Source organism: Terrabacter aeriphilus, from assembly GCF_039542985.1.
Taxonomy (GTDB): domain Bacteria; phylum Actinomycetota; class Actinomycetes; order Actinomycetales; family Dermatophilaceae; genus Terrabacter; species Terrabacter aeriphilus.
The window spans coordinates 66,754-87,127 of record NZ_BAABIW010000001.1 but is presented as its reverse complement, the minus strand read 5'-3'; the positions used below and the strand labels follow the sequence as shown (position 1 = coordinate 87,127).

The 20,374-nt window shown below is 74.1% G+C and carries 21 protein-coding genes and 1 riboswitch; of the genes, 3 read left to right on the top strand and 18 right to left on the bottom strand.

Going from position 1 to position 20,374, the window contains the following annotated elements; genetic code table 11:
- The first annotated feature begins 32 nt into the window (after positions 1 to 32).
- Positions 33 to 4,181, top strand: coding sequence for an IPT/TIG domain-containing protein (locus ABD979_RS00400; RefSeq protein WP_345505439.1), 4,149 nt, complete (start codon positions 33 to 35; stop codon positions 4,179 to 4,181).
- A 47-nt stretch (positions 4,182 to 4,228) separates the two neighbouring features.
- Positions 4,229 to 4,708 (top strand): group II truncated hemoglobin, encoded by a 480-nt coding sequence (locus ABD979_RS00395; protein ID WP_345505438.1) that lies wholly within the window; start codon positions 4,229 to 4,231, stop codon positions 4,706 to 4,708.
- Here the strand turns inward: ABD979_RS00395 and ABD979_RS00390 are convergent.
- From ABD979_RS00390 to pnuC, 9 genes are read right to left on the bottom strand one after another with little or no spacing between them, the layout of a single operon-like run.
- Entirely contained in the window at positions 4,696 to 5,274 is a 579-nt protein-coding gene (locus tag ABD979_RS00390) for a flavin reductase family protein (RefSeq protein ID WP_345505437.1), read from the bottom strand. The two genes, ABD979_RS00395 and ABD979_RS00390, sit on opposite strands and share 13 nt — an antisense overlap.
- A gap of 5 nt (positions 5,275 to 5,279) precedes the next feature.
- Positions 5,280 to 5,795, bottom strand: coding sequence for a PH domain-containing protein (locus ABD979_RS00385; protein ID WP_345505436.1), 516 nt, complete (start codon positions 5,793 to 5,795; stop codon positions 5,280 to 5,282).
- Positions 5,792 to 6,637, bottom strand: coding sequence for an ATP phosphoribosyltransferase (gene hisG / locus ABD979_RS00380; RefSeq protein WP_345505435.1), 846 nt, complete (start codon positions 6,635 to 6,637; stop codon positions 5,792 to 5,794). Before hisG ends, ABD979_RS00385 begins: the two co-directional genes overlap by 4 nt.
- Positions 6,638 to 6,648: 11 nt before the next feature.
- Positions 6,649 to 6,912 (bottom strand): phosphoribosyl-ATP diphosphatase, encoded by a 264-nt coding sequence (locus ABD979_RS00375; protein WP_345505434.1) that lies wholly within the window; start codon positions 6,910 to 6,912, stop codon positions 6,649 to 6,651.
- Positions 6,913 to 6,957: 45 nt separating this feature from the next.
- The gene (ribH, locus tag ABD979_RS00370) at positions 6,958 to 7,428 is read right to left on the bottom strand and encodes a 6,7-dimethyl-8-ribityllumazine synthase (protein WP_345505433.1); all 471 of its coding nucleotides are present in this window, start codon (positions 7,426 to 7,428) and stop codon (positions 6,958 to 6,960) included.
- A complete protein-coding gene (gene ribB, locus ABD979_RS00365; protein ID WP_345505432.1) occupies positions 7,425 to 8,666 on the bottom strand; it encodes a 3,4-dihydroxy-2-butanone-4-phosphate synthase in 1,242 nt (413 codons plus the stop codon). Before ribB ends, ribH begins: the two co-directional genes overlap by 4 nt.
- Complete coding sequence (locus tag ABD979_RS00360) at positions 8,663 to 9,268, bottom strand: riboflavin synthase (protein ID WP_345505431.1); 606 nt, start codon at positions 9,266 to 9,268, stop codon at positions 8,663 to 8,665. Before ABD979_RS00360 ends, ribB begins: the two co-directional genes overlap by 4 nt.
- A gap of 10 nt (positions 9,269 to 9,278) precedes the next feature.
- Positions 9,279 to 10,376 (bottom strand): bifunctional diaminohydroxyphosphoribosylaminopyrimidine deaminase/5-amino-6-(5-phosphoribosylamino)uracil reductase RibD, encoded by a 1,098-nt coding sequence (gene ribD, locus ABD979_RS00355; RefSeq protein ID WP_425583872.1) that lies wholly within the window; start codon positions 10,374 to 10,376, stop codon positions 9,279 to 9,281.
- A 2-nt stretch (positions 10,377 to 10,378) separates the two neighbouring features.
- Entirely contained in the window at positions 10,379 to 11,137 is a 759-nt protein-coding gene (gene pnuC / locus ABD979_RS00350) for a nicotinamide riboside transporter PnuC (protein ID WP_345505430.1), read from the bottom strand.
- Between the two features lie 121 nt (positions 11,138 to 11,258).
- A riboswitch (FMN riboswitch) is annotated at positions 11,259 to 11,387 on the bottom strand.
- Between the two features lie 142 nt (positions 11,388 to 11,529).
- Between pnuC and ABD979_RS00345 the strand changes: the two genes are divergently transcribed.
- The gene (locus ABD979_RS00345; protein ID WP_345505429.1) at positions 11,530 to 12,126 is read left to right on the top strand and encodes a DUF6058 family natural product biosynthesis protein; all 597 of its coding nucleotides are present in this window, start codon (positions 11,530 to 11,532) and stop codon (positions 12,124 to 12,126) included.
- A gap of 15 nt (positions 12,127 to 12,141) precedes the next feature.
- On the opposite strand, the gene ABD979_RS00340 is transcribed toward ABD979_RS00345, so the two are convergent.
- From ABD979_RS00340 to ABD979_RS00300, 9 genes are all read right to left on the bottom strand, one after another.
- Positions 12,142 to 12,669, bottom strand: coding sequence for a DUF4825 domain-containing protein (locus tag ABD979_RS00340; protein WP_345505428.1), 528 nt, complete (start codon positions 12,667 to 12,669; stop codon positions 12,142 to 12,144).
- A 113-nt stretch (positions 12,670 to 12,782) separates the two neighbouring features.
- Entirely contained in the window at positions 12,783 to 13,439 is a 657-nt protein-coding gene (rpe, locus tag ABD979_RS00335) for a ribulose-phosphate 3-epimerase (protein WP_345505427.1), read from the bottom strand.
- Between the two features lie 49 nt (positions 13,440 to 13,488).
- Positions 13,489 to 14,994 (bottom strand): RsmB/NOP family class I SAM-dependent RNA methyltransferase, encoded by a 1,506-nt coding sequence (locus tag ABD979_RS00330; RefSeq protein WP_345505426.1) that lies wholly within the window; start codon positions 14,992 to 14,994, stop codon positions 13,489 to 13,491.
- Positions 14,987 to 15,955: a methionyl-tRNA formyltransferase gene (fmt, locus tag ABD979_RS00325; RefSeq protein WP_345505425.1), complete on the bottom strand. Its 969-nt coding sequence runs from the start codon at positions 15,953 to 15,955 to the stop codon at positions 14,987 to 14,989. The genes ABD979_RS00330 and fmt overlap by 8 nt, the downstream gene beginning before the upstream one ends.
- Position 15,956: 1 nt before the next feature.
- Positions 15,957 to 16,502, bottom strand: a complete 546-nt coding sequence (def, locus tag ABD979_RS00320) for a peptide deformylase (RefSeq protein WP_345505424.1) — start codon at positions 16,500 to 16,502, stop codon at positions 15,957 to 15,959.
- A gap of 46 nt (positions 16,503 to 16,548) precedes the next feature.
- Complete coding sequence (locus ABD979_RS00315; RefSeq protein WP_345505423.1) at positions 16,549 to 17,856, bottom strand: MFS transporter; 1,308 nt, start codon at positions 17,854 to 17,856, stop codon at positions 16,549 to 16,551.
- Positions 17,853 to 18,428, bottom strand: a complete 576-nt coding sequence (locus ABD979_RS00310) for an ArsR/SmtB family transcription factor (protein WP_345505422.1) — start codon at positions 18,426 to 18,428, stop codon at positions 17,853 to 17,855. Before ABD979_RS00310 ends, ABD979_RS00315 begins: the two co-directional genes overlap by 4 nt.
- 57 nt (positions 18,429 to 18,485) lie before the next feature.
- Positions 18,486 to 19,028, bottom strand: coding sequence for a dihydrofolate reductase family protein (locus tag ABD979_RS00305; RefSeq protein WP_345505421.1), 543 nt, complete (start codon positions 19,026 to 19,028; stop codon positions 18,486 to 18,488).
- A gap of 68 nt (positions 19,029 to 19,096) precedes the next feature.
- The gene (locus tag ABD979_RS00300) at positions 19,097 to 20,359 is read right to left on the bottom strand and encodes a saccharopine dehydrogenase family protein (RefSeq protein ID WP_345505420.1); all 1,263 of its coding nucleotides are present in this window, start codon (positions 20,357 to 20,359) and stop codon (positions 19,097 to 19,099) included.
- Positions 20,360 to 20,374 lie beyond the last annotated feature (15 nt).

Below are 20,374 nucleotides of genomic sequence, written 5' to 3'. Positions count from 1 at the left end.
CCGGACGTGCGAACCTGCCTAGGAGACGACGGATGCTGCCCCGCCCCACCCGATCCACCGCCCCCGCCCCGGGAGGCCACCGACGAGCGGCAGGGCGCACCCTCTCCGTGCTGCTCGCGCTCGCGATGATCGCCGGGGTGCCCGGTCTCGTCGGGGCACCGACGGCCACGGCCGCCGTCCCGGCCCCCGAAGGCGTCAGCCTCTCGGTCGTCGCCGGTCCCGTGCGCGGCGGCACGAGCGTCGACCTCTCCGGCCCCGGCGTCGGCGCGACGACGCGGGTCTGGTTCGGCGCCGCGAGCGTCACCGAAGTGACGCGGGTCTCGGCGACCCGCGTGCGCGTCAAGACCCCCGTGCACGCCGCCGCGCTCGTCAACGTCCGCGTCACGACCCCGGCGGGCACCTCGCCGCTCACGCTGCGCTCGACGTTCGCCTACGAGGCGGTCCCGTCGGTCACCGGCCTGTCGACCCGCACGTCGTCCACGGCGGGCCAGGCCACGGTGACGATCACCGGCTCCGGGCTCTACCGCGCGAGCTCCGTCCACTTCGGCACCACCCCGGCATCCGGCCTGACGCGCGTGTCGAGGACCCAGGTGCGCGTCACGGCCCCCGCCCACGCGGCCGGCGTCGTCGACGTGCGGGTCACCACTCCGGGTGGCACGTCGCCCGTCGTCGCCGCCGGACGCTTCAGGTATGCCGCTCCCGCGCAGCCTGCGCCGCTGACTCCCGTCGTCACCGGCCTGTCGACCCGCTCCGGCTCGACCGCCGGCGGCACCGTCGTCACGCTCACCGGCCAGCGCCTCACCGGCGCCACCCGCGTCCTCTTCGGCGCGACCACCGGCACCCGCCTCGTCCGCGTCTCCGCCACCCAGGTCCGCGTCACGAGCCCGCGCCACTCCGCCGGCACCGTCGACGTCCGCGTCACGACCTCCGCCGGCGGCAACTCCGCCGTCAGCACCCGCGCACGCTTCCTCTACGTCGCGCCCAAGCCCGTCCCGGCCCCGCTGCCCCCCGTCGTCACCGGCCTGTCGACCCGCTCCGGCTCGACCGCCGGCGGCACCGTCGTCACGCTCACCGGCCAGCGCCTCACCGGCGCCACCCGCGTCCTCTTCGGCGCGACCACCGGCACCCGCCTCGTCCGCGTCTCCGCCACCCAGGTCCGCGTCACAAGCCCGCGCCACTCCGCCGGCACCGTCGACGTCCGCGTCACGACCTCCGCCGGCGGCAACTCCGCCGTCAGCACCCGCGCCCGCTTCCTCTACGTCGCGCCCAAGCCGGTGCCGGTGCCCACCGCGCCGGTCGTGGCAGGGCTCGCCCCGTCGTCCGGCCCGGTCAAGGGCGGCACCGTCGTCACCGTCACGGGCGTGCGGCTCACCGGAGCGACGCGCGTCACCTTCGACGGCGTCGCCGCGACGAAGCTCGTCCGCGTCTCCGCCACCCGGGTGCGAGCCACCGCGCCGGCCCACGGCGCCGGCTCCGCCGACGTGCGCGTCACGACGCCGCACGGCACCTCCCCGGCCGTCGCCACCGGCCGATTCACCTACGTCGGCGCCCCGGTCGTCACCTCGCTCTCCGTCGTCGCGGGTCCCCTCGCGGGCGGATCCGTCGTCGTCATCGGCGGACGCGACCTCGCCGGCGCCACGTCGGTCACCTTCGGCTCGACCCGCGCCACCTTCACCGTCCTGTCGGCGACGAGCGTGCGCGCCACCGTGCCCGCCCACGCCGCCGGGCTCGTCAACGTCCACGTCGCCACCGCGTCGGGCAGCTCGAAGGGGTATGCCGCGAACGCGTACGCCTACGTCGAGACGCCGACCCTGACGTCCGTGTCGCCGACGGTCGGGTCCGCCACCGGCGGCACCGTCGTGACGCTGACCGGGACCGACCTCTCCCGGGCCTCCGAGGTCCGCTTCGGCGACACGCCGGCCCGGTCGGTCGTGCGCGTGTCGGCGACGACGGTGCGGGCGACGACGCCCGCCCACGACGCCGGTCCGGTCGACGTCCGGGTCGTGACGCCGGGCGGCACGTCGCCCGCCACCTCGCGGGCGCGCTTCCTCTTCGGCTTCCCGCCGGTCCTCAGGGCCATGTCGGCGACCGCGGGACCCGTGGCCGGCGGCACCGTCGTCACCCTGACCGGCGCCCACCTCGGCAACGCGACGCAGGTGCGCTTCGGCGGCTCCACCGCCACCGGGCTGACGCGGGTGTCGGACTCGACGATCCGGGTCACGACACCGGCGCACGCCGGGAGCACCGTCACCGTGACCGTCACGACGCCGAGCGGCACGAGCCCCGTCGGCCCCGCCACGCTCTTCCGCTACGTCGCCGTACCGGTCGTCGCCTCGCTCTCCGCGCCCGCCGGCCCGATCGCGGGCGGCACCGTCCTCGTCGTGCGCGGCTCGGGCCTCGCGCTCGCGACGCAGGTCGAGCTCGACGGCGCCGACGGCAGCGCCCTGACCGTCGTCTCCGACCGCGAGCTGCGGGTCACGACACCTGCGCACGCCGCGGGCCCGACCGCGCTCCGCGTCACGACGCCGGGCGGGGTCTCGGCCACCGGCCCGTCGGCCACGTTCGAGTACCAGCCGGTGCCGACCCTCCGCACGGTCTCGCCGGGCCTGGCACGCACCGACGGCGGCACCATCGTCACGGTGACCGGCACCGGGTTCACCCGCGTCTCGGCCGTCTCCTTCGGCGGCACCGACGCCCCGGCGGTGACGACGGTGTCGGACACGACGCTGCGCGTCACCCTGCCGGCGCACGCCGAGCAGGACGTCGACGTCCGCGTCACGACACCGGGCGGCACCTCGCCCGTCGTCGCAGCGGGCCGCTTCACCTTCCAGGACCCGCCCGCCGTCGCCGCGGTCTCCCCCGCATCGGGTCCGCTCGCCGGCGGCACCGTCGTCACCCTCCGCGGCACGTCGTTCACCGACGTCACGGGCGTCTGGTTCAACGGCGTCGCGGCTCAGTCGTTCACCCGCGTGTCGGCGACGACCCTGACGGCGGTCGCGCCGCCCCGTGTCGCCACCGGCGCGGTGCCCATGCGCGTCTCGACGCGAGCCGGCACCGTCGTCGAGTGGGATGCCTTCACCTTCGTCTCCGGCGCCACCCTCCGGACCGGTCAGGTGCTCTCGTCCGGCACCGCCCTGCGTTCACCCAACGGGGCCTACTTCGCGACGATGCAGCCCGACGGCAACCTCGTCATCACGACCGCCGCCGGGGCGCGCCGCTGGGCGAGCGGCTCGAAGGGTGCCCAGAGCCGCCTCGTGGTCGGAGCCGACGGCGACATCGACATCGTCCGCCCCGACCGCTCGGTCGCGTGGTCGAGCGGCACCTCGGGGTGGACCGGCGGCCTCGTCACCCTGACGAACGACGGAATCCTCCAGGTCCGCTCCGGCACGACGACCGTCTGGGACCACCGGGGCAACCGCTACGACCGGATGCTCCCCGGCCAGGTCCTCCGCGGCGGCGAGTCGATCGTCTCGGCCAACGGCGCCTACCGCCTCACGATGGGCACCGACGGCGGGCTCGAGCTGCGCTCGAGCACCGGCGCGCGCCAGTGGACGGCGTACACGAGCGGCGCGGGCAACTACGCCAAGATGCTGACGGGCGGCAACTTCGTCGTCCGCAACGCGAGCGGGACGACGATCTGGTCGACGCGCACCAGCACGCCGGGGTCGGTCATCCGCGTCCTCAACAACGCGAACGCCGCGGTCTACGGGCCATCGTCCGTCCTCTGGACCGCCGTCGGCGCGGCCGCCCCGTCGGGGTGGACGTGCTACTCCCGCGCGACGCAGGACTGCATCGAGCGCTTCGGCTACTACGGCCAGCGCGCCTGGAACTACCCCGTCGACGCGTGGGGCAACAACTGCACGAACTACTCGGCCTTCCGCCTCTCGCAGGACGGCGTCAGGAACCCGGGCAACCTCGGCAACGCGACGTCGTGGGACGACAACGCCCGCTCGAAGGGCTTCGCCGTCGACCAACGGCCCCGGGTCGGCGACATCGCGCAGTGGAACTCCAACCACGTCGCCTACGTCGACTGGGTCAGCTCCGACGGCGACCAGGTCGCCATCTCCGAGAGCGGCTACGGCGGCTACGTGCTCGGCAAGACCTACACCTCGATGAGCGGTCGCCGGATCATCAGCCGCGGCAGCTCCTCGTGGCCGTCGAACTTCATCCACTTCCGCTGACGACGGGGGCCCTTGTCGCGGGACCGGTCGGCTGGGACCCTGCCCGGGTGACCGAGACCGTCTACGAGGCCGTCGGCGGCCTGCCCGCCCTCGAGTCGCTGGCCCACGCCTGGCACGAACGCTGCATCGCCGATCCCGTGGTGGCACACGCCTTCTCGCACGGGCACCACCCCGACCACTCGCACCGCCTCGCCCTCTACTGGGCCGAGGCGCTCGGCGGGCCCCGGGACTACACCGAAACGATCGCGAGCGAGAGCGACGTCGTCCGGATGCACGCGGGCAACGGTGACCACCACGAGATGGACGAGCGCGCCGTCGACTGCTTCGCCGCGGCGGTGGACGACGTCGGGCTCACGGCCGACCCGGCGCTCGCCGCAGTCCTCGTCGCCTACTTCCGGTGGGCGACCGACCGCCTGGGGATCCACCACGACTCGGCGAGCGACGTCCCCGACGGCCTCGACGTCCCGCGCTGGTCGTGGGACGGGCTCGTCGACGGCGATGGCACCGCGGCGGCTCAGCCCCAGTAGTCGTCCATCGGCTCGACGCCGGACTCGTCGGAGGTGTCGGCGGCGACGGCCGAGCCGCGGCGCTCGGTCACCGTGAACCGTCCGCGGTAGAAGAGCATCGGGCGGCCCGACGAACCGTCGTCGAGGCCACGGACCCGACCGACGACGACGTCGTGGTCGCCGGCGACGTGCACCTGCTCGACGGTGCAGTGCACGCGGACCAGCGCGCCGGGCAGGCTCGGGCCGCCGGGCCCGGAGCGCTCCCAGTCGAGCCCGTCGAAGCGGGCCCCCGCGGCGGAGCCGAAACGCTGGACGACGTCGCGCTGGCCGTGGCCGAGCACGTTGACGGTGAAGACGCCCTGGTCGCGCATCCGGGGCCACGACCGGCCGCGGTGGTCGGCGCAGAAGAGCACGAGCGGCGGGTGGAGCGAGACCGAGGTGAACGACTGGCAGGCGAAGCCGACGGGCTCGCCCTCGGGCCCGAAGCCGGTGACGACGGTGACGCCCGTCGCGAAGTGCCCGAGGGCGTGGCGCATCCGCTCGGGGGTGGGCTCGGCGCCTGGTTCGGGGGTGGGCTCGCCGGTCACGTCCGTCACTGCGCCGACCGCCCCGGTTCCCCCGACTCCCCCGACCGCCCGGGCTCCGGCGACTCGCCGAAGGCCTGCACGAGCGCCGCGAGGCGCGAGGCCTCCCGGCCCGACACCGGCCCGTCGGCCTTCTGGATCGCCATGACCGCCATCGTGTCGCCCTCCTCGAGGTCGAGCGTCACCCAGGGCTCGCCGCCACCGAACTGGATGCCGACGATCTCGGGCCAGGTGAGCGTGCGGGTGACGACGAGGTTGCGCACGACGAGCCCCGACCGGCTCGGCACGGCCACGATCGAGGCGTAGCGCCACGCCGTCAGGGCCACGACCACCCCGAGGCCGAAGAACATGAGCCGGTCGCCGATGCCCCACCGGCCGCCCTCGCTGGGCATGAGCACGGCGATGATGCCGAAGACGAGCAGCGAGGACCACACGACGCCGAGCGCCACGGCGCGCCCGCGGCGCGGCCGGAACGGCGCCAGGGCAGCGGTGGCCGGCGGCGGCACGGGCGGGTCGGCGGTCACAAGCGGCAGGCGGCGATGTCGGTGACGAGGATCGCGCGGGCGCCGAGGTCGTAGAGCTCGTCCATGAGGCGGTTGCGGCCGATGCGCGGCACCATGGCGCGCACGGCGACCCAGGCCTCGTCCTGCATGGGCGAGACCGTCGGGGACTCGAGGCCCGGCGTCAGCGCGCACGCCTCGTCGACGAGGGCCCGGGGGCAGTCGTAGTCGAGCATGACGTAGGTACGGGCCGTGATGACGCCGGCGATGCGGCGCTGCAGCACCTCGACGGCCTGGTCCTCACCGGGGCGGTCGCCGCGGATGAGGACGGCCTCGGAGCGCAGGATCGGCTCGCCGAAGACCTCGAGGCCCTGCTGGCGCAGCGTCGTGCCGGTCTCGACGACGTCGGCGATGCAGTCGGCCACCCCGAGGGTGATGGCCGTCTCGACGGCGCCGTCGAGGCGCACCACCTCGGCCGAGAGGCCGCGCGCGCCGAGGTCGGCGCGCACGAGGCCGGCGTACGAGGTGGCGACCCGCTTGCCGGCGATCTCCTCGACCGTGCCGACGGTGCCGGGCCGGCCGGCATACCGGAACGTCGACGCACCGAAGCCCAGCGACATCACCTCGACCGCGGTGGACCCGGAGTCGAGGAGCAGGTCGCGGCCGGTGACGCCGGCGTCGACCGTGCCCGAGCCGACGTAGACCGCGATGTCCCGGGGGCGCAGGTAGAAGAACTCGACGTCGTTCTCGGCGTCGTTGACGACGAGCTCCTTGCTGTCGCGGCGGGTGCGGTAGCCCGCCTCACGCAGCAGCTCGACGGTCGCATCGGACAGGGAGCCCTTGTTGGGCACGGCGATTCGCAGCATGGATCGGGTCCTCAGAGGTGTGAGTAGACGTCGTCGAGCGAGATGCCCTTGGCGAGCATGAGGACCTGCAGGTGGTAGATCAGCTGGCTGATCTCCTCCGCTGCCTCGGCCTTCGACTCGTACTCGGCGGCCATCCACACCTCGGCGGCCTCCTCGACGATCTTCTTCCCGATCGCGTGCACCCCGGCGTCGAGCTGCGCGACGGTGCCCGACCCCTCGGGTCGCGTCTGCGCCTTCTCGGCCAGCTCGGCGTACAGCTGCTCAAAGCTCTTCACGATGCCCCAGCCTACGGGCCGGTGCGGGCTGCTCTCGACGCCGGTTCACGACGGGACCGCGGCGCGCAGCGCGGCGACCGTGGCGACCGCCGCCGTCGCGGCCTCGTGGCCCTTGTCCTCCGCCGAGCCGGGGAGCCCCGCGCGGTCGAGCGCCTGGGCCTCGTCGTCGCACGTGAGCACACCGAAGCCGATCGGCGTGGCCGTGCGCACCGACACCTCCGTGATGCCGGTCGTCGCCGCGTGGCAGACGTAGTCGAAGTGCGGGGTGCCGCCGCGGATCACGACGCCGAGGGCCACGAGCGCGTCGTAGCGCTGCGCGAGCGTCGCGCACGCGACGGAGAGCTCGAAGGTGCCGGGCACGCGCACCACGTCGACGCGCGCGACGTGGGCGTCCGCGAGCCCGCGCAGGGCGCCGTCGACGAGGCCGTCCATGACCTGCTGGTGCCAGCTGGCCGCGACGACCGCGACGCGCAGGCCGCTGCCGTCGGTCTCGATGGTGGGTGCGCCGTGCTTCATGCCGTCTCCTCGCCGTGCCGGTCACCAAGGACCGGGATGTCGTGACCGAGCTTCTGTCGCTTGGTCGTCAGGTACCGCTCGTTGTCGGACCCCACCGGCCCGTGCAGCCGCTCGACGGCGACGACGTCGATCCCGAGGCCGCGCAGCGCGGCGACCTTGGCGGGGTTGTTGGTCAGCAGCACGACCTGGCTCACGTCGAGGTCGTGCAGGATCGCGGCGCCCGCGGCGTACTCCCGCGCGTCGACCGGGAGCCCGAGCGCGGTCTGCGCGTCGACGGTGTCGGCACCGCCGTCCTGCTCGGCGTAGGCGCGCAGCTTGTCGACCAGCCCCACCCCGCGGCCCTCGTGGCCACCGAGGTAGACGACGACGCCGCCCTCCCGGCCCACCCGCGCGAGCGACGCCTGCAGCTGGGGGCCGCAGTCGCAGCGCAGCGACCCGAACGCGTCGCCGGTCAGGCACTCGGAGTGCAGCCGGGTCAGCACCGGCCCGGTGTCCGCCCGGCCCCGCAGACCCCGCGGGCTGACGAGCGCGACGTGCTCCTCTCCGGAGAGGGTGTCGCGGTAGCCGTGCGCGGTGAACGTGCCGTGCCCCGTGGGGATGCGGGTCGTGGCGAGGCGCTCGACGCGGTCGAGGCGCTGGCGCCAGTCGATGAGCTGCTCGATGGTGACGACCGGCAGGTCGAACTCCCGCCCGAGCTCGACGACCGCGTCGAGCCGCATCATCGTGCCGTCGTCGTGCACGAGCTCGCCGATGACGCCCACGGGTGAGAGGCCCGCGAGGCGGACGAGGTCGACGGCGGCCTCCGTGTGTCCCGGACGCGTCAGCACCCCGCCGTGGCGGGCCCGGAGCGGCAGCACGTGGCCCGGGCGGATGAGGTCGGCGGGCGTCGCGCCCGGGTCGGCAAGAACCTGCACGGTGCGCAGGCGGTCGGCGGCGCTGATGCCGGTCGTGACGCCCGACGCGGCGTCCACCGAGACGGTGTAGGCCGTGCGCAGCGGGTCGCGGTTCTCGGAGACCATGAGCGGCAGCGCGAGGTGGTCGGCGACCTCGTCGGGCATCGGCGCGCAGAGGTAGCCCGACGAGTGGCGGATCGTCCAGGCCATCCACTCCTCGGTCGCGGTCTGCGCCGCCAGCACGAGGTCGCCCTCGTTCTCGCGCCCCTCGTCGTCGAGGACGAGCACCGGCCGCCCGGCTCGGAGGGTTTCGAGGGCTGCCTCGATGGTCGACAGGGCGGTCATGAGAGGACCTCCGTGCGGTGGCTGAGCAGTCGTTCGACGTACTTCGCGATGACGTCGACCTCGAGGTTGACGACGTCACCGATCCCCTTGTGCCCCAGTGTGGTCAGCTCGAGCGTGGTCGGGATGAGCGAGACCCCGAACGCGTCGTCCCCGACGTGCGACACCGTGAGCGAGACGCCGTCGACGGTGATCGAGCCCTTCTCGACGACGTATGCCGCGAGGCCCGTCGGGAGCGTGAAGTCGACGGTCTCCCAGCGGTCCCCCGGCGTGCGTCCCGTGATGGTCGCGGTGCCGTCGACGTGGCCCTGCACGACGTGGCCGCCGAAGCGCCCGTCGGCCCGCATCGCCCGCTCGAGGTTGACGCGGTCGCCCGCGGCGAGCGTCCCGAGGCTGCTGCGCCGGAGCGTCTCGGCCATGACGTCGACGGCGAAGCCCGACGCGTCGTGCGCCGTCACGGTGAGGCACACGCCGTTGACGGCGATCGAGGCCCCGTGGGTGGCGTCGGCGACGACGAGCGGGCCGTCGATGCGCAGGACGGCCGACTCGGGGCCGTGCTCGACCGCGACGACGGTGCCGAGCTCCTCGACGATTCCGGTGAACATGGCTCTCTCCTCAGGCTTTCGCTGGTGCTGGTGCTGGTGTGGACGCGGTGGTGTCGGCGACGGTGGCGGTACCGGTGGCGGAGGGTGTGACGGGCGACGGCGGCGCCACGGCGTGGATGCGCACGGCGCCCCCGACGACCGCCGCGTCGGCGAGCTCGAGCCGCCTGGCGTCCGCGAGCGTGCCGATGCCGAGGTCGTCGACGGCCGCACGACCGGCCCCGAGCAGGGTGGGGGCGACGTAGGCGTAGACGTCGTCGACCAGGCCGGCGCGCAGGAAGGCCGCGGCGAGCGTCGGGCCGCCCTCCAGCCAGACGTCGCGGACTCCCCTGTGCCACAGCCGGTCGAGCGCCTCGCCGGGATTGCGGGTGGTGAGGCGGACGACGGTGCCGGCTGCGTCGTCGACGCGCGCGCCGGCGGGCACTTCGCGCAGCCCCATCACCGCGCGGAGGGGCTGGCGCGGGGCGAGCGACCCGTCCGGCAGCCGGACGGTGAGCCGCGGGTCGTCCGCGAGGACGGTGCCGGTGCCGACGAGCACCGCGTCGCGCGTGGCGCGCAGCCGGTGCACGTCGGCCCGCGCCACCTCGTCGGTGATCCACTGGCTCGTGCCGTCGGCGGCGGCGCTCCGACCGTCGAGGGTCGTCGCCAGCTTCCACGTGACGAGCGGGCGCCCGAGGGCGACGGTGCGGGCCCAGCGGTCGTTGAGGGCGCCGGCCTCGTCGGCCAGCACCCCGCCCGTCACGTGCAGCCCGGCCGCGTGCAACCGCTCGGCACCACCGGCGGCGTCGGGGTTCGGGTCCGACTGGGCGAAGACGACCCGGGCGACGCCGGCCTCGACGAGGGCGTCGGCGCACGGGCCGGTGCGCCCCCGGTGCGAGCAGGGTTCCAGCGTGACGTAGGCCGTGGCTCCGCGGGCGGCGAGGCCGGCCGCGCCCAGGGCCTCGGCCTCGGCGTGCGGTGTGCCGGCGCCCCGGTGGAAGCCCTCCCCCACGACGGTGCCGTCGGGGGCTACGACGACACAGCCGACGCGCGGGTTGGGGTCGGGCCACGGCCCGGCCGCGGCGAGCTGGAGCGCTCGCCGCATCCAGGCCGACGCTGACGTGTCGCCCACGGTCAGCTCGACGCCCGCACGAGCTCGGGCTCGACGTCGGGCCGCTCGGCCCGGGTCACCTTGACCCACTGGGTGAAGCCGTAGAGGACGAACAGGCCGTAGAAGGTGTAGAGCACCCCGGTCGGCACGTAGTCCGTGGCGAAGGCGAACGGCACCCCGACGAGGTCGACGGCGATCCAGGCGAGCCAGAACTCGTTCCAGCCGCGGGCCATCGCGTAGGTGGCGACGATGGAGCCGACGAAGATCCACGCGTCGCACCAGTAGAACCACCACTCGGGCGTGAAGAACGGGTTCGGCGACAGGTTCCAGAGCCAGACGAAGGCCTGGTGCACGACGACAGTCCCGACGAGCCAGAAGGCGACGACGGCGACGCGCTCGCGGGTGCTGGCCCAGCGCGGCGTGATGGCGACCCCGCTCGCGTCGTCGGCGTGGTTGAGCCGGCGCACCTGCGACCACCGCCACCAGCCGTAGATGCTCGTGATGATGAAGAAGACCTGGCGCCCGGCCTGGCCGAAGAGCGGGATGCGCTCGTCGGCACCGAAGACCGCGCCGAGGTAGACGAAGAAGAGCATGACGTTCGCGAGGATGCCCACGGGCCAGGCCCACACCCAGCGGCGCATGCCGAGGTAGGCGGACGCGAGCCCGATGAGCACGCCGACGAGCTCGAGCCAGTGCAGCTGGTAGGGCCCGATGGGGATCGTCGCGTCGATGGCCTGCTGGAAGACGTTCTTCGCCTGGTCGGCCAGAGCTGGAGCCTGCATGTGGTGGTCGTCCTTGGATGGTTCGTCGTGGGTCGGACGAACTCCGGGGGTACTCCACACGCCCACGTGGTCCGGAACCGGTCGACAGGCAACGCCGACGGCCCAGGCCACGACGGCCTGTCTCGTGCTGCCTCCCATCCGGACTTTCACCGTCGGTCCTGGAGTTCCACCAGGTCAACCGGTCGCTGGAGGCGATCGGGTCGCGGACTGTCACCGCCGGCTCGGAATTACACCGACCCCGGAGCACGTAGGGCCAGTATGCACCCGACCGCCCGCCGCCTGCATGCCACGGCCACGTGACGACCCCCACCAGGTGCTCGTCCTCACCGTGATCGCGAGCAGGCTCGGCTGCCACCGGAGGAGGTGTCGGTGCACATCCCTACCCTGGAGCCATGACCCTCGAGCGCGTCCAGCGGTTGTACGTGGAGGTCAACGGCAGGCACCCGATGAGTGCGGCCGACGACGCCTACGTACGCCGGCACTTCGTCCCGGTCCCGGCCACGGGCGAGCACTCGCGTGACGAGCTGCTCACCCGGATGGCTCGCCGCGAGCTCCCACTCCCCTCCTACCTGCTCTCGGACGGCACTCCGATGGTGCATCCCGACTACCTCGAGCCCCTGCGCCGGGCAGGTTCGTTCGGAGGCCTCAAGGCGTGGTTCGTCGGCCACTGGTCCGAGGGCGAGCAAGACGTCGCCGAGGGCGAGTGGACGCACGGGTACCTGTCCGGCCAGTACGTCTGCCTGTGGTCCGTGACCCCCGAGACCATCAAGGCCAAGACCGAGGCCATCGAGTCCATCCAGGCCGAGATCGCCGCCCTGGGGCGGGGACGAGGGTCGCGGTCCCGCCTCGCTGCGGCCGTGGACCGCCTCGACGCCCTCGAACCTCCGTTCACGGGCTACGACGAGGCCCGCTTCGGGGGCCCGACCTCGCGCCAGGTGTGGATCGACGAGGTCCGCGCCACCCATTTGTCCGCGGCGAGGGTCCGCTGACCACGGACGACGCGCTCAGCGCCCCTCGCGGAGGTAGGCCTCGAGGGCGCTCCGGTCCTGGCCGAGTCGCTTGACGTCGTAGCCGAGCGCCCGTGTGGCGTCCGCTGCGGAGAGGGTGAAGGTCGTCCCGTCCGCCTCGACCCGGACGCGGCCGAGGTTGCCGATGGTGCCGAGCAGCAGGGTGGCGGGGCGCGTGAGCTCGGTGGGGTCCGCGTGCACGCCGTCGGCATACCGGATCGTCACGCCGTAGGGACGGGCGCTCGTCTGGAGCTCGAGGGTGGGCCGGCCGGGGGCCGCGAGGCCGACGTCGGCGACGAGCGCGATGACCTTGCTGTTGTCGCCGACGTGCTTGCTGCGGTCGACCCAGAGGGTGTCGGCCAGCTGTCCCGTCGAGGTGGGTGTCGCAGCGACCGGGTGGGGTCCGTCGCCGTCGGCGCCGTCGGTGCCGGAGCAGGCCCCGAGGGCCGTGGCGACCACGCCCAGGACGACGAGGCGCAGGAGGCGCGGTGGCAGCTGGCGTCGTGGCAGCGGGTGGAATGGCATGGGCTCCCCTGGTGTCGAGTACGTCGTGGACGCCCCTGCGCCGCTGACGGTTCCACACCCTCGCACAGGGGCGACCCGCACGCCCGCGAACGCGCCGATCCAGGGGGCTGGCGTCAGTGGCGGTGTCGGGAGGCGAGGGACCGCAGCTCGTCGACCGCGGCGGCTGCGTCCTCCGCGCCGTAGACCGCGGAGCCGGCCACGAAGACGTCCGCACCGGCCTCGGCGCACGCCTCGATGGTGTCGGCGCTGACGCCGCCGTCGACCTGGATCCAGATCTCGCCGCCGTGCCGCTTCACCGCCTCGCGGACCTGACGCACCTTGGGCATCTGGTCGGCCATGAACGACTGGCCGCCGAAACCCGGCTCGACGGTCATCACGAGCACCATGTCGAGCTCGGGCAGCAGGTCGGCGTACGGCGCGAAGTCGGTGCCGGGCTTGATGGCCATCGACGCGCGGGAACCGGCGGCGCGCAGGGCCCGGGCGAGGGCGCGGGGGTCGCGGGCCGCCTCGACGTGGAAGGTCACCGACTGGCAGCCGGCCTCCGCGTACTGCGGCGCCCAGCGGTCGGGGTCCTCGATCATCAGGTGCGCGTCGATCGGGACGGGGCTGACCTTGAGCAGGGCCTCCACGACCGGCAGGCCGAGGGTCAGGTTGGGCACGAAGTGCGCGTCCATGACGTCGACGTGGGCCCAGTCGGCGTTGGCGATGCGGCCCAGCTCCGACTCGAGGTTCGCGAAGTCGGCGGAGAGGATGCTCGGTGAGATCTGCACGCCGTCAGCCTAGGGCCGCTGCCCTCGAGGCCCGGCGGGGGCCGGCGACCTAGTGCTTGCGCAGGAGGGCGAAGAACATCGCGTCCGTGCCGTGCACGTGCGGCCACAGCTGCACGTAGGGACCGTCACCGAGCCCCTCGAGCTCGTGACCTGCGGCGTCGACGAACCAGGGGCGCGCGTCGACGACCTCGACGTCGTCGCGCTGCTTGAGCAGGTCGGCCACGACGAACCGGGTCTCGTTGAGGTGAGGGCTGCACGTGGCGTAGCCGACGAGGCCACCCGACGCCGTGGCGTCGACGGCGGAGGCCAGCAGCTCGCGCTGCAGCCCGGCGAGCGCGGCGACGTCGCCGGCGCTCCGGCGCCAGCGCGCCTCGGGTCGCCGACGGAGCGCGCCGAGGCCGGTGCAGGGCGCGTCGACGAGCACCCGGCTGAAGCCGCCCGGCTCCACCTCGCCGAGGTCGCGGCCGTCGCCGTGGCGCACCTTGAGGCTGACGTCCTCCTCGCGGGCCACGACGCGCGCCGCCGCGAGCGTCTGCCACACGAGGTCGGCACGGTGCTCGCTGATCTCGTTGGCCACGAACGGGATCCGTCGCTCGATGGCGAGAGAGGCGAGCAGGCCCGCCTTGCCGCCAGGGCCCGCGCAGAGGTCGAGCCACCGCTCGTCGGTGGCCGCCTGACCCTGCGCGTCGGCTGCCGCGAGGGCGAGCACGAGCAGCTGCGAGCCCTCGTCCTGCACGGCCGCCCGACCGTCACGCACGGCCGCGATGGCGCCGGGGTCGCCCTCGGGAAGCGTCGCGCCGACAGGGCTCAGGCCGGACCGCTCGGCGCCGGCGTCCTCGAGCTCGTCGAGCGTGGTGAGTCCCGGCCGCGCGACGAGCGAGACCTTCGCCGGGGCGTTGTCGCTCTCGAGCAGCGCGGTCAGCGAGGCCTCCACGTCGTCGGCCGACGCCGTGCCGTGGCCGATGAGGGCGGCCCGGAGGGCCTTGGCGATCCACACCGGGTGCGACGTGCGCGCCGCGAGCCGCTCGACCGGGTCGGCGATGCCCTCGGTGACGAGCTCGACCCACGCGTCGGCGTCGCGTTCGCTGACGCGCCGCATGACGGCGTTGACGAAGCCGGCCGCGCCGGCGCCGTTGACCTGGCGCGCCAGCGCGACGGTCTCGTCGACGGCGGCGTGGCTGGGCACCCGCATCCCGAGCAGCTGGTGCGTTCCCAGGCGGAGCGTGTCGAGCACGTTGGCGTCGATCTTCTCGACGGGGCGACCGGCTGCGACGGCGATCACGCGGTCGTAGAGCCCGGAGAGGCGGGTGGCGCCGTAGACGAGCTCCGTCGCGAAGCCGGCGTCGCGGCCGCTGATCTTCTTGTCGCGCAACAGCTTCGGCAGCACGAGGTTGGCGTATCCACCGTCGGCGACGTCGCGCATCGCCGTGTAGGCGGCGAGGCGCGCGGGGTCGGTGCGGCGCGCCCGCTCCGAGGGCCGCTGGTCGGAGCGGTGCCGGGCCGACCGCTCCCGCGCCGGCGGCCGCTGACGTTCTCCGCGTCGCCCGTCACTCATCGCCGACCCGTTCTCCCTCGCTGATGCGGATGCCGCGCGCCCAGTCGGCCGCGGCCATCGCCTTCTTGCCGTGCGCCTGCACGGTGCCGAGGCGCACCGGCACGGTGCCCGTGCCCACGAGCACGGCGCGCTTGGTGACGTGCAGCTCCCCCGGCGCGAGCGCGCCATCACCGTCGTCGAAACCACCGTCGTCGAAGCCACCGTCGGCCCTCACCACGGCCACCGGCGACACCTTGAGCCGCTCGCCGCGGAACGTCGTCCACGCCCCGGGCGCCGGCGTGCAGCCGCGCACCCGTCGGTCGACGGCCGAGGCCGGGTGCCGCCAGTCGATGCGCGCGTCGTCGACCTCGATCTTCGGGGCGAGCGACACCCCCTCGGCCGGCTGCGGCCGTGCGACGAGCTCGCCGGCCTCGAGGCCGTCGAGCGTCGCGACGAGCAGCCCCGCGCCGGCCGTGGCGAGGCGTCCCAGGAGGTCGCCCGCGGTGTCGGTCGCACGGATCGTCTCCGTCATCACCCCGAGCACGGGGCCGGTGTCGAGGCCGCGCTCGAGCAGGAAGGTCGAGGCGCCGGTGACCTCGTCGCCGGCCATGATCGCGTGCTGCACGGGCGCGGCGCCCCGCCAGGCCGGCAGGAGCGAGAAGTGCAGGTTGACCCACCCGAGGCGGGGGATCTCGAGCGCCTCGGGTGGCACGAGGTTGCCGTAGGCCACGACGGGGCAGGCGTCCGGGGCCAGGGCGCGCAGCGCGTCGAGGAACTCCGGCTCCCGCACGCGGGCCGGCGTCAGCACGGGGACGCCGAGCTCCTCGGCGCGCCGGCGCACGGGCGAGGCCTCGAGGCGACGCCCCCGCCCGGACGGCGCGTCCGGGCGGGTGACGACACCGACGAGCTCGTGGCTCGAGGAGGCGACCGCGTCGAGGCTCGGCACCGCGGCCTCGGGGGTGCCCGCGAAGACGACCCTCATCTCACATCGCCCGGCCGAAGGTGGAGTGCGGGCTGATCCGCACCTCCGGCGGGTTGTCGGCGAACCACTCGGCCTCGCGGATCGCCCGCATCGCGGCGCGGCGCGCCTCGGGGTCGAGGCGGTCGACGAAGAGGATGCCGTCGAGGTGGTCGGTCTCGTGCTGCACGCAGCGCGCGAGCAGCTGCGTGCCCTCGAGCACGACCGGCTCACCGAACATGTTCTGCCCCCTGGCGACGACGTGCAGCGAGCGCTTCGTGTCGAACGCCAGCCCGGGGATCGACAGGCACCCCTCCGGGCCGTCCTGCTCCTCGTCGGAGAGGTCGAGGAGCGGGTTGACGAGGTGGCCGAGCACGCCGTCGACCCAGTAGGTGAAGACCCGGAGGCCGACCCCGATCTGCGGCGCCGCGAGGCCCGCACCCGGCGCGTCGAGCATGGTGTCCTCGAGGTCCTTGACGAGGACGCGCAGCTGCTTGTCGAAGTCGACGACCTCGGCGGCCGCGGTGCGCAGGACCGGGTCACCGAAGAGTCGGATGTCCTGGATCGACACGGATCTCCTGGGGACGGACGGGGACGAACGGGATTCGACCGACAGTCTAGGGCCGCGCCGTGGACTCGGCGCCCGCGCTCCCGGCGGCCGCCTCGCCCGCGGGGTCCACCGCGGGGTCGACCGCGGGATCCTCGACCGACCGGCCGAGGTCGCGCACCGACCGCGACGCCAGCGCGCTGAGCGCGACGAGGACGTAGACCGCGGCGCTGACGAGCACGAGCGTCTCGATGTCGACGGACGTCGCGAGCCAGCCGTAGAGGAAGGTGCCGATGGGCATCGCCACGAAGGAGCCGAGCGCGTCGTAGCTCGACACCCGCGAGAGCACGGCCACCGGGATGTGCTCGTGCAGGGCGGTGCTCCAGCCGACGCCGAAGACCTCGACGGCCGCCCCCGCGAGCAGGAAGCCGACAGCCACCGGCACGAGCGCGGGCGCCGCCCCGAGCAGCACCATCGGCACCGCGAGCACGCCCATCGCGAGCATGCCGGCCCGGAGCGGGTGGGCGAGGCGCAGCCGCAGCATGACGAGCGTCATGAGCACGGTGCCGAGCGCCTCGGCGCTGAGCACGAGCCCCCAGCCGGCCTCACCGATGGCCTCGGTGGAGCTCGCGATGAGCGGTCCGAGCACCCCCACGACACCGACGTGGATCGCGTTCATGACGCCGAAGACGAGCACGACGACCCAGAGCCACTCGCGGCTCGTGAACTCGGTCCACCCCTCGCGCAGCTCCGCGACCATCGAGTGCCGCGCCTCGGCGCCCTCCTGGCGCCGGGGCAGCCCGACGCGGGCGAGGCAGACGATGGCGACGGCATACGTGAGCGCGTCGACCGCGAGCGCCCAGCCCGGACCGACCCCGACGACGAGCAGCCCGGCGACGGCCGGCCCGACGATGGCGAGCCCGCTGCGGCTGAACGACAGCAGGGCGTTGGCCTGCTGGAGCCGGCGGCGGTCGACGACGAGCGGGACGACACCCATCATCGCCGGCATCGTGAAGGCCGACACCGCGCCGTTGACGCCCTCGATGACCGTCAGCTGGGTCAGCGTCGCGTGCCCGCTGATGATGAGGCCGGCCGCGAGCGCCTGGGTGACGCCGGTGAGCACGTGCGAGACCTGGAGCACGACGATGCGCGAGAACCGGTCGGCCACCACCCCGCCGACGAGCAGGAACACGACCATCGTCAGCGTGCGCACCCCGAGCACCTGCGCGAGCGCGCCCGCCGACTGGTCGATGTGCAGCACCGCGAAGGCGAGCGCGACGGGCACCATGACCGAGCCCGCGGTCGAGACCGTGCGGGCCGTGAAGTACCACGCGAAGCGACGGTCGCCGAGCGCCCCGAGCGACTCGCGGGGCCTCACCGCGCACCCCCGCCCGAGCCGCCGCTCGTCGCGCCGGAGCCGGGGTCCATGCGGAACGCCGCGACGGAGAGGTTGGCGCGCACCGTCCCTTCCGTACGCGGGGGGCGGGCGCTCGCGTGCAGCAGCCGGCTCGCCTCGCTGACGAGGTCGAACACGCGCTCCCACGCCTCCGGCTCGACCCAGAGCTCCGCGTCGGTGAAGAGTGCCTTCGCACGTCCCGGCCGCCGCTCGCGCTCGGCGTAGCGGCGAGGGATGGCTTCGGCGAGCACGCGTGCGTAGGCGAGGCTCTCGTCGTCGCTCGAGGGCCGGTCACCGCTCGGACGCTCGGCGTCCCAGACGTGTCGGTACTTCTTGGCCTTCCCGCCCCGGACGCTCTCCTCCCCCGCGACCTCGAGGAGCCCGGCCGCGTGCAGCAGCCGCAGGTGGTAGCTCGCGTTGGCCTGCGTCACGTCGAGCTCACGGGCGACCTCCGCGGCGCTCAGCTCGGCGCCCGTCAGCAGCGAGAGCATCTGCAGGCGCAACGGGTGGGCCGTCGCACGCAGCTCGCTGATCCGCTCTTCTCCCAAAGACATGTTTGGGAGTATGCCGTCACCTCCCGACGACCGTCAAGCACTTCTTTGGAGGTTCGGTCAGGACTGGCTGTAGGCGAGGTGCACGACGCCGCTGTCGTAGGCCTCGGTCTCGGCCAGCCGCAGCCCACCGACGCGCTCGGACGTGAAGAGCCGCTCGCCCGAGCCGAGCACGACGGGGAAGACGAAGAGGTGCAGGCCGTCGACGAGCCCGTCGCGCAGCAGGGCGCGCACGAGCGTGCCGCTGCCGCTGACGTAGAGCGAGCCCTCCACCTCGTCGCGCAGCGCGGCGATGCGCTCGGGGTCGTAGCCGCCGATGGCCCGGGAGTTGTTCCAGTCGGGGTCGCGCAGCGTCGTCGAGACGACGTTCTTGCGGGCGCCGTTGAAGAACGTCGCGCCCGGGTCGTCGTCGTCCGCCCGCGAGGACCACGCCGGGGCGAACATCTCGTAGGTGCGGCGGCCGAGCAGCAGCTCCGAGCCCGGCTCGGTCAGGCGACCGATCGCCGCACCCATGAGCGGGTCGAAGGGGAAGTCCGCGGTCCAGCTCGGTTCCTCGAAGACCCCGTCGAGCGAGATGAACTCGTGCACCTCGATGCGTCCCACAGCGTGCCTCCCCGTCGGGCCGGCCCGGTGCACGTCGCACCGGGAGTGACCGGTGCGGTCATCCTGCCTCAGTCCGCCGACACCCGCTCGGCCTCGAACGTGAAGCCCTGGGCTCGGAGGCGCTCGACGAGGGCGTCGCCGAGCGCCGTCGCCGGCGTGCCGACACCGGCCCGCAGCGGCAGCCCGTCGTCGGCCGCCAGCGCGAGCACCGTCTGCCCGAGCATGACGGCGGTGCCCCCGTAGCCAGGGTCGAGGTCGGCGCCGACCCGCGTGCGGTAGCGGGCACCCGTCGTCGTCGTGGCCCGGACGTCGAGGCGGAAGCGACCGGCGGCCTGGGTCTGGGGCGACGGCCCCTCCCCCGGCTTCGGCAGGAACCGGTCGAGCACCGCGCGGGTCGGGGCGAAGGACAGCCCGGCGAGCACGCCGCCGAGGCCGATCGCCATGCCACCGGCCAGGACCGGCGACATCGGCCCGGAGCCGAAGTCCGTGACCTCCCGGTAGCGCAGCCCGCGCCCGTAGGACCAGTCGGTGATCGCGTTCGACAGCCGCACGATGCGGGTGTTGTAGGAGGCCATGACGAATGGGCCGGTCCAGCGCCCCGTCGCCGGGTCGCGGTCGACTGGCACCGACCGGCGCACCCGCTCGAGCAGCCCGCGGGCCGGGGCGCGCCCCGACGACGGCTCCTCCGACCGGCGGGGGCTGAGGCCGTAGGGGTCGCCGATGACGCGGCGGGCCGCCGCGTCGGACCGAGCCGCGATGGCCTGCTGCCGCCCGGAGTCGATGGTGCCGCCCGAGATGCCGCCCTTGAGCGAGCGCACGAGCAGCGTCGTGTCGGTGAGCGTGCCCTCGTCGTCGGCCGCCGCGCGGTGCGCCGTCGTCAGCACGCCGAGGTCGGAGGGGATCGAGTCGAACCCGCAGCTGTGCACGATAGCGGCACCCGACCCACGGGCGAGCGCGTCGAGCTCGTCCAGCGACCACCGGACGAAAAGCACCTCACCGGTGAGGTCGGCGTAGTGCGTGCCGGCCTCGGCGCAGGCACGGGCGACGTGCTTGCCGTGCACGGCATACGGCCCCACCGTCGTGGCGAGCACCCGGGTGCGCTCGGCGAGCGCCCGCAGGCCCGCGGCGTCGCTCGCGTCGACCGTCACGACCTCCCAGCCGGCGGCGGCGCGACCGAGCTCGACGCGCAGCGCCTCGAGCTTCTCGCGGGACCGGCCGGCGAGGGCCACCCGCAGCTCGGGACCGGCCTGCGCGGCGACGTGAGCGGCCGTCAGGGCACCGACGAACCCGGAGGCGCCGTAGAGGACGATGTCGAGGTCTCGTTCAGCCATGCCGCCACTCTGTCA

Coding starts and splice junctions, on each gene's coding strand:
- ABD979_RS00400 (WP_345505439.1), top strand. CDS start 33: ATGCTGCCCCGCCCCACCCGATCCACCGCCCCCGCCCCGGGAGGCCAC.
- hisG (WP_345505435.1), bottom strand. CDS start 6,637: ATGCTGCGAATCGCCGTGCCCAACAAGGGCTCCCTGTCCGATGCGACC.
- ribH (WP_345505433.1), bottom strand. CDS start 7,428: ATGAAGCACGGCGCACCCACCATCGAGACCGACGGCAGCGGCCTGCGC.
- ribB (WP_345505432.1), bottom strand. CDS start 8,666: ATGACCGCCCTGTCGACCATCGAGGCAGCCCTCGAAACCCTCCGAGCC.
- ABD979_RS00360 (WP_345505431.1), bottom strand. CDS start 9,268: ATGTTCACCGGAATCGTCGAGGAGCTCGGCACCGTCGTCGCGGTCGAG.
- pnuC (WP_345505430.1), bottom strand. CDS start 11,137: ATGCAGGCTCCAGCTCTGGCCGACCAGGCGAAGAACGTCTTCCAGCAG.
- ABD979_RS00345 (WP_345505429.1), top strand. CDS start 11,530: ATGACCCTCGAGCGCGTCCAGCGGTTGTACGTGGAGGTCAACGGCAGG.
- ABD979_RS00340 (WP_345505428.1), bottom strand. CDS start 12,669: ATGCCATTCCACCCGCTGCCACGACGCCAGCTGCCACCGCGCCTCCTG.
- ABD979_RS00330 (WP_345505426.1), bottom strand. CDS start 14,994: ATGAGTGACGGGCGACGCGGAGAACGTCAGCGGCCGCCGGCGCGGGAG.
- fmt (WP_345505425.1), bottom strand. CDS start 15,955: ATGAGGGTCGTCTTCGCGGGCACCCCCGAGGCCGCGGTGCCGAGCCTC.
- ABD979_RS00310 (WP_345505422.1), bottom strand. CDS start 18,428: ATGTCTTTGGGAGAAGAGCGGATCAGCGAGCTGCGTGCGACGGCCCAC.
- ABD979_RS00300 (WP_345505420.1), bottom strand. CDS start 20,359: ATGGCTGAACGAGACCTCGACATCGTCCTCTACGGCGCCTCCGGGTTC.